This window comes from Micromonospora sp. C51, from assembly GCF_018070435.1.
In the GTDB taxonomy this organism is placed as follows: domain Bacteria; phylum Actinomycetota; class Actinomycetes; order Mycobacteriales; family Micromonosporaceae; genus Micromonospora; species Micromonospora sediminimaris.
Map to the genome: position 1 here is coordinate 49697 of NZ_JAGPXQ010000036.1, position 13317 is coordinate 63013.

General features: G+C 70.1%; 12 protein-coding genes. 7 read left to right on the forward strand and 5 right to left on the reverse strand.

What is annotated here, in order from left to right; all coding sequences use genetic code 11:
- Positions 1-68: 68 nt before the first annotated feature.
- The 4 genes from KBX50_RS26005 to KBX50_RS26020 all read left to right on the forward strand — a co-directional run bounded on the left by KBX50_RS26005 (position 69) and on the right by KBX50_RS26020 (position 4397).
- Positions 69-1073: an ABC transporter permease gene (locus KBX50_RS26005; RefSeq protein ID WP_210940306.1), complete on the forward strand. Its 1005-nt coding sequence runs from the start codon at positions 69-71 to the stop codon at positions 1071-1073.
- Positions 1070-2038 (forward strand): ABC transporter permease, encoded by a 969-nt coding sequence (locus KBX50_RS26010; RefSeq protein WP_210940307.1) that lies wholly within the window; start codon positions 1070-1072, stop codon positions 2036-2038. Before KBX50_RS26005 ends, KBX50_RS26010 begins: the two co-directional genes overlap by 4 nt.
- A gap of 63 nt (positions 2039-2101) precedes the next feature.
- The gene (locus KBX50_RS26015) at positions 2102-3217 is read left to right on the forward strand and encodes an ABC transporter ATP-binding protein (protein ID WP_210940308.1); all 1116 of its coding nucleotides are present in this window, start codon (positions 2102-2104) and stop codon (positions 3215-3217) included.
- Between the two features lie 76 nt (positions 3218-3293).
- Positions 3294-4397 carry an ABC transporter ATP-binding protein gene (locus KBX50_RS26020; RefSeq protein WP_210940309.1) on the forward strand — a complete coding sequence of 368 codons (1104 nt, stop codon included), beginning with the start codon at positions 3294-3296 and terminating at the stop codon, positions 4395-4397.
- Between the two features lie 81 nt (positions 4398-4478).
- Here the strand turns inward: KBX50_RS26020 and KBX50_RS26025 are convergent, their stop codons facing one another.
- A complete protein-coding gene (locus KBX50_RS26025; RefSeq protein ID WP_210940310.1) occupies positions 4479-4925 on the reverse strand; it encodes a hypothetical protein in 447 nt (148 codons plus the stop codon).
- Positions 4907-5566, reverse strand: a complete 660-nt coding sequence (locus KBX50_RS26030) for an HNH endonuclease family protein (protein WP_210940311.1) — start codon at positions 5564-5566, stop codon at positions 4907-4909. Before KBX50_RS26030 ends, KBX50_RS26025 begins: the two co-directional genes overlap by 19 nt.
- Before the next feature lie 108 nt (positions 5567-5674).
- Here KBX50_RS26030 and KBX50_RS26035 point away from each other — a divergent pair, with 108 nt between their 5' ends.
- Complete coding sequence (locus KBX50_RS26035) at positions 5675-7147, forward strand: MFS transporter (protein WP_210940312.1); 1473 nt, start codon at positions 5675-5677, stop codon at positions 7145-7147.
- Between the two features lie 39 nt (positions 7148-7186).
- On the opposite strand, the gene leuA is transcribed toward KBX50_RS26035, so the two are convergent.
- The 3 genes from leuA to KBX50_RS26050 form a co-directional block, all read right to left on the reverse strand.
- Positions 7187-8944, reverse strand: coding sequence for a 2-isopropylmalate synthase (leuA, locus tag KBX50_RS26040; RefSeq protein ID WP_210940313.1), 1758 nt, complete (start codon positions 8942-8944; stop codon positions 7187-7189).
- 235 nt (positions 8945-9179) lie between these two features.
- Positions 9180-9728 (reverse strand): nitroreductase family protein, encoded by a 549-nt coding sequence (locus tag KBX50_RS26045; RefSeq protein WP_210940314.1) that lies wholly within the window; start codon positions 9726-9728, stop codon positions 9180-9182.
- 85 nt (positions 9729-9813) lie between these two features.
- Positions 9814-10629 carry a hypothetical protein gene (locus tag KBX50_RS26050; RefSeq protein WP_307871072.1) on the reverse strand — a complete coding sequence of 272 codons (816 nt, stop codon included), beginning with the start codon at positions 10627-10629 and terminating at the stop codon, positions 9814-9816.
- A gap of 222 nt (positions 10630-10851) precedes the next feature.
- On the opposite strand from KBX50_RS26050, the gene KBX50_RS26055 reads away from it, so the two are divergent.
- Entirely contained in the window at positions 10852-12117 is a 1266-nt protein-coding gene (locus tag KBX50_RS26055; protein WP_093410002.1) for an aspartate kinase, read from the forward strand.
- 5 nt (positions 12118-12122) lie between these two features.
- Positions 12123-13184, forward strand: a complete 1062-nt coding sequence (locus KBX50_RS26060) for an aspartate-semialdehyde dehydrogenase (protein WP_210940315.1) — start codon at positions 12123-12125, stop codon at positions 13182-13184.
- Positions 13185-13317 lie beyond the last annotated feature (133 nt).

A 13317-nucleotide genomic window follows, 5' to 3' on the forward strand; every position in this document is an offset into this window, starting at 1 on the left:
CCGACCACGGGCGGGCGCTGTGACCCACAGCGCCCGCCCGTGATCCCTTGCCCCCTTCTGAGGCCGCCGTGTTCCGGTTCATCGTCAGACGCCTGCTTCAGCTGATACCCACGCTGTTCGGGCTCTCCATCCTGTTGTTCATCTGGCTCCGGCGACTGCCCGGAGGCCCCGAGACCGCCATTCTCGGCGAGCGGGGCACGCCCGAGATGCGCGCCGCGATCCGCCGCAATCTCGGTCTCGACGAGCCGATCCTGATCCAGTACGGACGGTTCGTCCGCCGGATGATCCGCCTCGACCTGGGTACGTCCATCTCGACGAAGCGCGAGGTGACGACGGAGTTCCTGCAACGATTCCCTGGCACCGTCGAGCTGACCATCACCGCGATGGTGATCGCGATCGGCATCGGCATCCCGCTGGGCTACCTGGCCGCCCGTCGGCGCGGCCGGTTCCTCGACCACGCCTCCGTGGGCGGGTCGCTGATCGGCATCTGCATCCCGGTCTTCTTCCTGGCGTACATCCTCAAGGCGATCTTCTCGGAGAACCTGGGCTGGTTCCCCTCCAGCGGTCGGCAGGACCCGACCATCGACGCCACCCGGATCACCAACTTCTTCGTGCTCGACGGGCTGATGACCCGGGAGTGGGACGCCGCCGCCGACGCGCTCATGCATCTCGTGCTGCCAGGGGTGGCGCTGGCCAGCATTCCGCTGGCGATCATCGTCCGGATCACCCGGGCCAGCGTGCTTGAGGTGCTCAACGAGGACTTCGTGCGTACCGCCGAGGCCAAGGGCCTGACCGAGAACGTGGTCCGTCGCCGGCACGTGCTGCGAAACGCCATGCTTCCGGTCGCCACCTCGATCGGTCTGCTCACCGGTGGTCTGCTCTCCGGCGCGGTGCTCACCGAGACTGTGTTCGCGTTCAGCGGGATCGGCGCCTTCCTCGCCGATTCGATCGATCAGCGCGACTATCCGGTGCTGATGGGCTTCATCATGATCATCGCGGTGGTGTACGTGTTGGTGAACCTGATGGTGGACCTCTCCTACAGCCTGATCGACCCGAGGGTGAGGGTCCGATGACGACCATCGGCGGGAAGAAGCGCGAGAAGATCGACCGGCTCGCCGAACTCGCCGCCCGCGACGAGGAGCGAGGGGTCAGCCTCTGGCAGGACGCCTTCCGCCGGCTGCGGCGCAACCCGGCGGCCATCGTCGGCGCGGTGATCCTGGCCATCTTCGTGCTGGTGGCGGTCGTCGGCCCGTTCTTCGTGCCGTACGGCCCGAAGGACACCATCGGCATCCGCGAGGGCGTGGTCCGGGTGGGGCAGGGGATGATCCCCGGTCACTCGGCCGAGCACTGGCTCGGCTACGACCACCAGGGCCGGGACGTCTTCAGCCGGATGATCGTCGGGGCCCGACAGACCCTGCTGGTCGGCGTGGTCGCCACCCTGATCGGTCTTGCCGTGGGTGCGCTGATCGGTGGCGTCGCCGGTGCCGCCGCCGGCCTCGGTGGCCGGTTGGGCCGCTGGGTGGACACCGTCCTGATGCGCTTCATCGACATGCTGCTGGCCATGCCGAGCCTGCTGCTCGCGGTGAGCATCGCCGCACTGCTCGGGCCGAGCCTGACCACCGTGATGATCGCGGTCGGGATGGTCTCGGTGCCGGTCTTCGCCCGGCTGCTGCGTGGCTCGATGATCGCCCAGTCCAACAGCGACTACGTGCTGGCCGCCACCTCGCTCGGCGTCCGCAAGTCCAAGATCGCGCTGGCCCACGTGCTGCCGAACTCGCTCGCTCCGGTCATCGTGCAGGCCACCCTGACGCTGGCCACCGCGATCATCGAGGCCGCCGCGCTGTCCTTCCTCGGACTCGGCAACCCCGACTCGGCCACCCCCGAGTGGGGCGTGATGCTTGCCGACGCGCAGCAGTGGCTCGGCATCCGGCCAGCCCTCGCCATCTACCCGGCGGTCGCCATCATCATCACCGCGCTGGGGTTCACCCTGCTCGGTGAGGCGATGCGTGAAGCCCTCGACCCGAAGCTGCGGAAGTAGGTGTGCCTAGCATGAACAGTGCGTACGCGACTTCCGGGTCCGTGAACGAAAGGGCGGTGCGGTATGGCACTGCTTGATGTCGAAGACCTGTCCGTCACCTTCGCCCGGCGCGGTCAGCGGACCGTACGGGCCGTCGACGGAGTCTCCTTCTCCGTGGAGGCGGGTGAGGTGGTCGGCCTGGTCGGCGAGTCCGGCTGCGGCAAGTCGGTCACCTCACTGGCGATCATGGGCCTGCTGCCCAAGCAGCCCGGCCTCCAGGTGGCCGGTAAGGCCGTCTTCGACGGCACCGACCTGCTTCAGCTCGACGATCGGTCGCGGCGGGACATCCGGGGTCGGGACGTCGCCATGATCTTCCAGGATCCGCTGTCGTCGCTGAACCCGGTCGTGCCGATCGGGCTTCAGGTGACCGAGGTGCTGACCCGGCACCGGGGGATGAGGGGGGAGGCGGCGGCGAAGGAGGCGGCACAGTTGCTGGACCGGGTCGGCATCCCCGACCCGAAGCGGCGGCTGAAGGAGTACCCTCACCAGCTCTCCGGTGGGATGCGCCAGCGCGCCCTGATCGCCATGGCGGTGGCCTGTCAGCCCCGACTGCTCATCGCCGACGAGCCGACGACCGCGCTGGACGTCACCATCCAGGCGCAGATCCTGGAACTGTTGAAGGATCTGGTCCGGGACTCCGGCACCGCGCTGGTGATGATCACGCACGATCTGGGCGTGGTGGCCGGCATGTGCGACACCATCAACGTGCTCTATGGCGGTCGGGTGGTGGAGACCGCGCGGCGGCGTCCGCTGTTCCGTCAGCCTCGGCACCCGTACACCGTGGGGTTGCTCGGCTCGGTGCCGCGCCTGGACGCGGGACGCGGTGAGCGGCTGAATCCGATTCCGGGCTCGGTGCGTGACCTGCTGCCCTGGCCGGACGGCTGCGCCTTCGCCCCGCGCTGCGACCGACGGGTGGACGCCTGCGTCGGCGAGCCGCCGGAACTGGTGTTGACCCACGACGGTCGCAGCTACCGGTGCGTCAACCCGGCCCCGGTGCCGGGCCTGACCCGCGGCGAGGAGGTCCGGGAGGCGCAACCGGGACAGGCCGCGCCGGGTTCGGTGCCCGCGCAGGCGGTGCCGGACGACCCGCCGGCCGTGCCGGGCCTGGCCGCCGCCCCCAGCGAGGAGGAGACGCCGTGAGCGAGCGCAGCGAGCGAATCAATCGGCTCAGTGTGGTGGTGCCTCATGGCGGCACGCAGCGAAGCGGAGTGCCGTCATGACCGGAGAGGACACCCTCGTCGAGGTACGGGACCTGAAGGTGCACTTCCCGATCAAGCGGGGGGTGCTGTTCGACCGTACGGTCGGCCACGTCAAGGCGGTCGACGGCGTTGACCTGCGCATCACGCGCGGCCAGACGTACGGCCTGGTCGGCGAGTCGGGCTGCGGAAAGTCCACGCTCGGGCGGGCGTTGCTCCAGCTCACCCCGCCGACCTCGGGCGAGGTCAGCTTCGACGGGGTCGAGCTGACCACGTTGGCACCGAACAAGCTGCGCACGATGCGGCGTCGGATGCAAATGATCTTCCAGGACCCGATGTCCAGCCTCGATCCCCGGCAGAACGTCGAGTCCATCCTCACCGAGGGGCTACAGGCGCACGGTATCGGTGGTGACCGGGACAGTCGTCGCAAGATCATCGCTGAGACGTTGGACCAGGTCGGGCTGCCGCGTTGGTCGCTGTCCCGTTACCCGCACGAGTTCTCCGGCGGCCAGCGGCAGCGCATCGGTATCGCCCGGGCGCTGGTGCTGGGGCCGGAACTCATCGTCGCGGACGAGCCGGTCTCCGCGCTCGACGTGTCGATTCAGGCCCAGGTGGTCAACCTCCTCGACGAGCTTCAGGACAACCTCGGTCTGACCTACCTGGTGATCGCGCACGACCTGGCGGTGGTTCGGCACATCTCCGACACCGTCGGCGTGATGTACCTGGGGGCGCTGGTCGAGGAGGCGCCGAGCGACCGGCTCTACACCGAACCGCTGCACCCGTACACCCGGGCGCTGATGTCGGCGGTGCCGGTGCCCGACCCGGACGTGGAGGACCGCCGGGAGCGCATCCTCATCGCCGGTGATCTGCCCTCGCCGGCCAACCCGCCGTCGGGCTGCCGCTTCCACACCCGGTGCCCGTGGGCGCAGCCGACCCGCTGCGCCGACGAGCGGCCGGAACTGCGGGACATCGGCGGCAGCCGGGTCGCCTGCCACTGGGCCGAGCAGATCGCCAGCGGGGAACTGCGTCGGCACAAGGTCAGCGTGGAGATCACCCGGCCAGCGGGCGAGGGTGAGGATCCCTCGGTCGTTTCCGCCCCCACCGAGCCCGGCTCCTTCGTGTAGGTCGTCCGCGCAAGGGTCCCTTCCCCACGCCCGAGCTGCCGGAAGGGGCCCCTGCCGGATACTGCCGACGACGCGGGGCGATCAGCCCTCGGGACGGTGCAGCAGGCCGAGGGCGATGCTGTGTACCGCGTCCAGCCCGGAAGCGTCGGCCAGCGGCGCGCTGCCGCCGGTGACCGCGTACCACTCGTCGGCGTCCTTGTACTGCACGTGCAGACTGACCCGGCCGTCGGCGAAGTCGGTGCGCAGGGTCAGCTCGCCGGTCACCACGCCGACCTCGTCGGTCATCACGCCGCCCGGCCCCGGCACGATGTCGGCGGTGCGGCTCTGCGGGCCGGTGGCACCGCCGGCGTCGGCGGTCATCCCGGCACCCGGCACCTCCACCTGTCCCGCGGCGGCACCGTCCGCGGTCATGCCGGCCGTGGCCGGGCCGGGGCTGCCGGTGGCCGCCGCCGCGTCCTCGCCGCCCGGGTCCGGCGTACGCTCGGGCGCCGGTGCCCCGTCGGCGCCGGTTACGGCTTGCTCTCCCATGTGCAGCCCTCCAACATGTCGGCCAGTTCGGCCTGCTCGGCACTGGTCACCGTCAGCTGCCAGTGGTGCTTCACCGCCACCCAGTCCCCGGCATATTGACACCAGTATGACCGGTTTGATGGCTTCCACTGGGACGGGTCCTGGTCACCCTTTGCCCGGTTGGAGGATGCGGAAACCGCGAAGAGCTGCGGTCGGTCGAGGTCGTTGGCGAAGTCACCGCGCTTCGAGTCGTCCCATTCGTCGGCGCCGGAGCGCCAGGCGTTGGCCAGCGGGACCATGTGGTCGACGTCCACGTCGGAGGGGTCGGTGAAGGTGCGGCCGTCATAGACGCTTTCCCACCGCCCACCGACCACGTTGCAGCCGGAGTGCTCGATGGATTTGCCGTCGCGCTCCAGCACGGTGTCGCGGACGTCGCAGTTCTGGCCGGTCTTGCGCCAGTGCGGGAAGCGGTTGCGGCTGTAGCCGCGCATCGAACCCGCCTCGGCGACGGTCAGCTCCGCGAGCATCTGATTGATGTTGCCGCTACCGCTCGGCGGCGTGACCGGCTCCTCCTCAAGCGGGACGCAGCCGGCGGCGCCGAGGGTCAGCGCCGCGATGAGCGCGAGCGCCCCCGGGACGCGCGGTCCTGATCTGGTACGCACAGACGACACCTCTCCAGCTTGCGGGCTTCCGGCGATCCCGCACAGTACCCGGCTAGGGTTTCGGCGTTTCGTGGTGTCTGACGGATGGCGCACGGCAGATTGGTAACCATGCCCGAACCCTCGTCCGCCCTCCGCCTGCGCAGCAGCGCCGGCCGGGGCACCTTGGCCGCCGCCGTGCTCGCCTCCGGCATGGTCTTCCTGGACAGCACCGTGGTCAACGTGGCGCTGCCCCACCTCGGCGCCGATCTCGACGCGTCGGTGGCGGGTCTGCAATGGACCATCAACGGCTACCTGTTGACGCTCGCCGCGTTCGTCCTGCTCGGTGGGGCGCTGGGCGATCGCTTCGGGCGTCGGCGGGTGTTCCTGCTCGGCGTGGTCTGGTTCACCGCCGCCTCCATCCTCTGCGGGCTCGCCCTGCGCACCGACTGGCTGGTGGCCGCGCGGTTCCTTCAGGGCGCCGGGGGTGCCCTGCTCACCCCGGGCTCGCTGGCATTGCTTCAGGCCAGCTTCCATCCCGACGACCGGGCGAAGACGATCGGAGCGTGGTCGGGACTCTCCGGTGTCTCCACCGCGCTCGGCCCGTTCATCGGCGGTTGGCTGATCGACGCCCTCTCCTGGCGATGGATCTTCTTCCTGAACGTGCCGCTGGCGGTGCTGGTCGTGCTGGCGACACTCCGCTGGGTTCCCGAGAGTCGGGACGAGAACGCGTCCCGGAAGCGGGGCGCCCGCCAGTTCGATGTGGCCGGTGCCCTGCTCGGCGCACTCGCCCTGGCCGGGGTCACGTACGCCCTGGTCGACGCCCCCGACCGGGGCCTGGACTCGCCGGCGGTGGTGGTGGCGGCCCTGGCCGGGGTGGTCGCCGCCGTGGCGTTCGTGTTCCTGGAGCGACGCCGGGGGGAGACCGCGATGCTGCCCACCGGCCTGTTCGGCAGCCGGCTGTTCTCGGTGCTGAACTTCTTCACCGTGCTGGTCTACGCCGCCCTCGGCGGGTTCACCTTCTTCATCGCCGTCTACCTGCAGAACGTGGTCGGCTGGTCAGCCCTGCTCACCGGCCTCGCGCTGCTGCCGATGACCCTGCTGCTGCTGGTCGGCTCGCCGCTCACCGGTGCGCTGTCGACGAGGATCGGACCCCGGTTGCCGCTGACCGTCGGGCCGCTGCTGGCCGCCCTCGGGCTGCTGATGCTGCGCGGGATCGAGCCGGGGGCATCGTACTGGCGGGAGGTGCTGCCCGGGGTGGCGATCTTCGGCGTCGGGCTGACCCTGGTCGTGGCGCCGCTGACCGCCTCGGTGCTGGCCGCCGTCAACGACCGCTTCGCGGGGGTGGCCAGCGGGTTCAACAACGCCGCGTCGCGGGTCGGCGGGCTGCTCGCGGTGGCGGCCCTGCCGTTGCTGGTCGGGCTCACCGGCACCGGGTACGAACAGCCCGCGGAACTCACCTCGGCCTACCGTGGCGCGTTGCTCTGGTGCGCCGGTCTGCTGGTGGCCGGCGCTCTCATCGCCGCCCTGCTGGTCCATCGTCCGGCCCGTCGCCCGCCACCGGCCCAGCCCTGCCACTCGTTGCCGGTCTCCACGCCGAGATGACGCAGGGCCCCGCGCCGGTGCGGGGCCCTGCCTGCCGGTTCAGCCTCGGGCGCGGTTGACGGCGCTGGTGACCGCCTTGATGGAGGCGGTGACGATGTTGGCGTCCATGCCGACGCCCCAGACCGTGTGCCCCTGCACCTCGCACTCGACGTACGCGGCGGCCTGGGCGTCCCCACCGGAGGAGAGCGCGTGCTCGTGGTAGTCGAGCACGCGTACGCTCACCCCGGCCGAGCCCAGCGCATTGACGTACGCGTCGATCGGGCCGTTTCCGATCGCCGTGATCGAGCGATCCTGTCCGCCGATGTGGATCTCGGCGGCGATCTCGACCTTTCCGTCGGCGGTGCCGATCGTGTACTCGGACAGCGCCACCGCAGGGTCGCGCTGGTGGTCGAGCAGGTACTGCCCGGCGAAGATCTGCCACATGGTGGCCGGGTCGACCTCACCGCCGTCGTGGTCGGTCACCTGCTGCACCACGCCGGAGAACTCGATCTGGAGCCGGCGGGGCAGGTCGAGCTGATGCTCGGTCTTCATGATGTACGCGACGCCGCCCTTGCCGGACTGCGAGTTGACCCGGATCACCGCTTCGTAGCTGCGGCCCAGATCCTTCGGGTCGATCGGCAGGTACGGCACCGCCCAGGTGAACTCGTCGACCGGCACCCCGGCCGCTGCCGCGTCGGCCTCCAACGCGGTGAACCCCTTGTTGATGGCGTCCTGGTGGGAGCCGGAGAAGGCGGTGTAGACCAGGTCGCCGGCGTACGGGTGGCGCTCGTGCACGGGCAGCTGGTTGCAGTACTCGACGGCCCGCTTGATCTCGTCGATGTCCGAGAAGTCGATCATCGGGTCGATGCCCTGGGAGAACAGGTTCAGGCCCAGCGTGACCAGGTCGACGTTGCCGGTGCGCTCACCGTTGCCGAACAGGCAGCCCTCGATCCGGTCCGCCCCGGCGAGCAGGCCCAGTTCGGCGGCGGCCACCCCGGTGCCCCGGTCGTTGTGTGGGTGCAGGCTGAGCACCAGGCTGTCGCGGCGGGGCAGGCGTCGGTGCATCCACTCGATCGAGTCGGCGTACACGTTCGGCGTGGCCATCTCGACGGTGGCCGGCAGGTTGATGATCAGCTTGCGGTCCGGAGTGGGGTCGATCACCTCGATGACCTTGGCGCAGACCTCCAGCGCGTACTCCAGCTCGGTGCCGGTGTAGGACTCCGGCGAGTACTCGTAGAAGATCTCGGTGTCCGGGGTGTGGATCTCCGCGTACTTCTGGCAGAGGCGGGCGCCGCTGGTCGCGATGTCGGTGATGCCGTCCCGGTCCAGCCCGAACACGACCCGGCGTTGCAGGGTGGAGGTCGAGTTGTAGAAGTGCACGATCGCCCGACGGGCCCCGCGCAGCGATTCGAAGGTGCGGTCGATCAGGTGCTCCCGGCACTGGGTGAGCACCTGGATGGTGACATCCTCGGGGATCAGATCCTGCTCGATCAGCTGGCGGACGAAGTCGTAGTCGGTCTGGCTGGCCGACGGGAAGCCGACCTCGATCTCCTTGTAGCCCATCTGCACCAGGAGCTGGAACATCCGGCGCTTGCGCTCGGGTGACATCGGGTCGATCAGCGCCTGGTTGCCGTCCCGCAGGTCGACCGCGCACCAGCGCGGGGCGGCCTCGACGTGTCGGGCCGGCCAGCTGCGGTCGGGCAGGTCGATCCGGAACTGTTGCCGGTACGGCTGGTAACGGGCGTACGGCATTCGGCTCGGGCGCTGCCGCGCGAACGGATCGGAGTCGATGTCGGTGGTGCCGGCTGGGTGAGCCATGGCGGAGTTCTCCCGTGGTCATGTGACGTCAGCGGTGGAGGTCGGCGGCGAGGCCGAGAAGATCCGGGAAATGCTGGCGGCGCGGTTCGACTCCGCGACGAGGTGCCGGCCGTCAGGCCCCGTCGCGGCGACCAAGGAGAAGGTGCGCCTGCCACATGACAGAGTGACACTACGTGATGGACGTCGGTCTGGGAAGGCTCGTCCGTAGTTTGGGACGAGACTCGCCTTCGTTCCTTCAGCTCGAAGCGTTCGAGCAGCTCAGAAGCAGTTCGGCCAATGGTTGGCGATGGCGTAGTGACGTCTCGTGGCGCAACAGGTCAGCCGGGAGGCTGAACGGATCACCGAGTTGTCCGACCGCCGTCACCACGTACGGTCGCACGTCGGCGGGTAGCTCGAGGTCGGCGACCAGACCGGGCCGGTCGAGTTCGGTCACCTGGCGTACGTGCAGGCCCAACGCGGTGGCCTGCACGGTCAGGTGGGCCACCGCCTGCCCCAGGTCGTACGCCGCGAACGGGTTGTCGCTGGCGTGGTGCGCGGCGAGCAGCAGGACGCTGGCCCGCCCGGCCCACCGCTGCTCGTCCGCCGGTAGGTTGACCAGGATCCGCTTGAAGGTCTCGTCCTCGCGGTGCCCGACGGCGAACCGCCACGGTTGAAGGTTGCCGACCGAGGGCGCCCACCGGGCCGCCTCCAGCAGGGTCATCACTTCGGTTGGCGTCAACTCCGCGACCGGATCGAAGGAGCGGGGGCTCCAGCGGAAGGCGAGCAGCGGAGTGAGGTCGGTCATGGGAAGAGTGTCCCGTATGGGCGTTTTGATCAAGCTGGTCGGGGTGGACGAATGTGGGCAATGACACCCGTAACGGGATAGGTCGTCAGGGCGTTCCCGCGTGCTCGTCCGTACCGGTCGGATCCGGGCCGACGGGCGGGGTGGGATCCACCGGCGCGGCCATGCCCAGCGGCTCACCCTCGACCACCGGACCGGGCAGTTGCACCGTGCCGGGGGCCGGCTCGGGTGGGGCGGCCAAGGTCAGCGTGCCGAACGCCGCCCGTACCGCCGTCGGTGTGCCGTCGGCGTCGAAACAGTAGATGCCGACGTCCAGCGGCGGGTTGATCGATGCCGCGGTGGTCTCCACCGAGTAGCAGCTGCCGGTCGCGTCGGCGGGTGCCATGGCCGGCGACACCGCCAGCGGGGCGCGCCGGTCGGTCAGCACGTCGAGCCAGTCGGTGAACGGGTGCTGCACCCGGGGATCCAGTCGGCGCGGCAGCGTGTCGTCCCGCTCACCGAGGCGTACGCAGCTCGCCGGCTCCGGTCGGGCGGCGGATGGCAGCCCGCACTGGAACAACCCGTCCGCGGTCGCCGCCAGCGTGATGTCGGCGGTGCCGCCGAGCGCCCCGCCCGGCACGTCCACCCGCCAACTGCCGTCGTTCGCGCTGGTGAAGACGATCAGACGGTCGGCGGTCCCGTCCGCCCGCAAGGTGTACCGGGCGACCAGGTGCCGGTCCTGAGCGGCGGCGGCAAGGGCGGCCAACTCGTCCCGGGCCGCATCCGGACCGGCCGGGCGTGGCGCGGCGGTCGGCGGCGGTGCGGGGTCGGTGGGCGGGTCGGACGAGCAGGCGGCGAGAAGTGCGGGCACGGCAAGCGCGAGCGCGACGGTCAGCTGACGGTTCGGATGATGGGCGGCGGGCACCCGGCCATTCTGAGCGTTGGGCAGGGCTCGGCACAGCCCCGGAAAGGCCGGCCTTTCCGGCGTGTCGCAGGCCACTCCGGTCGCCCCGGCGGGCCGGATCGTGGGATCACCTGACCTGGCGGTCAGAGACGCCCGATACCCTGAGGTCGTCCGACCCGCGCCGCCGGCCCCGGTGCCGGCGGCGTCGGCACGCTCAGGGCAACCGGGAGGGAGTGCACCGTCGTGGCACTCGTGGTGCAGAAGTACGGCGGGTCCTCCGTCGCCAACGCCGAGCGGATCAAGCGGGTGGCCGAGCGTATCGTCGCGGCCCGCAAGGTCGGCGACGACGTGGTCGTGGTGGTCTCCGCGATGGGTGACACCACCGACGAACTGCTCGACCTGGCCAACCAGGTGAGCCCGTTGCCGCCCGGCCGGGAGCTGGACATGCTCCTCACCGCCGGCGAACGGATCTCCATGGCGCTGCTCGCCATGGCGATCCACAACCTGGGGTACGAAGCCCGCTCGTTCACCGGCTCCCAGGCCGGCGTGATCACCACGTCGGTGCACGGCCGGGCGCGGATCATCGACGTCACCCCGGGTCGCCTGAAGGGCGCACTGGACGAGGGCGCGGTGGTCATCGTCGCCGGTTTCCAGGGCGTGTCGCAGGACACCAAGGACGTCACCACCCTCGGGCGGGGCGGTTCGGACACCACTGCCGTGGCGCTGGCCGCGGCGCTCCGCGCGGACGTCTGCGAGATCTACACCGACGTCGACGGGGTGTTCACCGCCGATCCGCGGATCGTGCCCAACGCCCGGCACATCAGGCAGATCACCTACGAGGAGATGCTGGAGCTGGCCGCCTGCGGCGCCAAGGTGCTGCACCTGCGTAGCGTGGAGTACGCCCGGCGGGCCGGGCTGCCGATCCATGTCCGTTCGTCATACTCGACAAACACCGGCACCATGGTCACCGGATCGATGGAGGAGCTCTCTGTGGAGCAGGCACTGATCACCGGGGTCGCCCACGACCGTAGCGAGGCCAAGATCACTATCGTCGGGGTACCCGACGAGCCCGGTGCCGCGGCGAGCATCTTCGACACCGTCGCAGGCGCTGAGATCAATATCGACATGATCGTGCAGAACGTCTCCACCGAGGGCACCGGTCGTACGGACATCTCCTTCACCCTGCCGAAGACCGACGGCCCGACCGCGATGGCTGCCCTGAGCAAGATCCAGGAGACCCTGAACTTCAAGGGCCTGCTCTACGACGATCACGTCGGCAAGGTCTCCCTGATCGGCGCCGGGATGCGGTCGCATCCGGGGGTGGCCGCCGGCTTCTTCGCCGCGCTGGGCCAGGCCGGGGTGAACATCGAGATGATCTCCACTTCGGAGATCCGCGTCTCGGTGGTCTGTCGGGACACCGACCTCGATGCGGCGGTCCGCGCCATCCACCAGGCTTTCGACCTTGGCGGCGACACCGAAGCAGTGGTGTACGCGGGGACGGGGCGGTAGCCCGGGTGGCCAGGCTGCCCACCCTGGCCGTGGTCGGGGCGACGGGGGCCGTCGGCACGGTGATGTGTGAGCTGCTCACCGGGCGGCGCAACGTCTGGGGCGAAATCCGGCTGCTGGCCTCCGAACGCTCCGCCGGTCGGAAGGTCCGCTGCCGGGGCGAGGAACTGACCGTTCAGCTCCTCACCGAGGAGGCGCTCGACGGCGTCGACGTGGCGATGTTCGACGTGCCGGACGAGGTCGCCGCGCACTGGGCCCCGATCGCGGTCAGTCGCGGTGCCATCGTGGTGGACAACTCGGGCGCCTTCCGGATGGATCCCGACGTTCCGCTGGTGGTGCCCGAGATCAATCCGGAGCAGTTGCGCCACCGGCCCCGGGGCATCGTCGCCAACGCCAACTGCACGACTCTCGCGATGATCGTCGCGGTCGCCCCGCTGCACCGCGAGTACGGCCTGCGGGAGCTGGTGCTCGCCTCGTACCAGGCGGTCTCCGGAGCCGGTCAGGCCGGCGCGGACGCGCTGCACGACCAGTTGGCCAAGGTGGCCGGCGATCGGCTGCTCGGCTCGCGTACCGGCGATGTGCGGCAGGCGGTCGGCGACGACCTCGGCCCGTTCCCCGCACCCCTGGCGCTCAACGTGGTCCCCTGGGCGGGCTCGCTGGCCGATGACGGCTGGTCGTCCGAGGAGATGAAGATGCGCAACGAGTCGCGCAAGATCCTCGGGTTGCGTGACCTCAAGGTCTCCGCCACCTGTGTACGGGTACCCGTGGTGACCGGCCACTCGGTCGCGGTGCACGCCGTCTTCGCCACCGAGATCGACGCCGAGGGGGCCCGTGGTGTGCTGCGTAACGCGCCCGGCGTGATCGTGGTCGACGATCCGGCGGCCGGCGAGTTCCCGATGCCGATCGACGCGGTGGGCACCGACCCCTCCTGGGTGGGTCGGATCCGCCGCGCCGTCGACGACCCGAGGGCGCTGGACTTCTTCGTCACCGGCGACAACCTCCGCAAGGGCGCCGCCCTCAACACCGCCCAGATCGCCGAACTCCTCGCCAAAACCCTCACCCACCCCTGACCCCGCACGCCCCTCGCCACTCTTTGGCGTTGATCAAGAAGTTTGCGTCATTGTCGATCTCCTCGAGGACCAAAACTTCTTGATCAACGAGACGGGGCGGGGAGGGGCGGGGCGGGGGCGGGGAGCGCTGCGG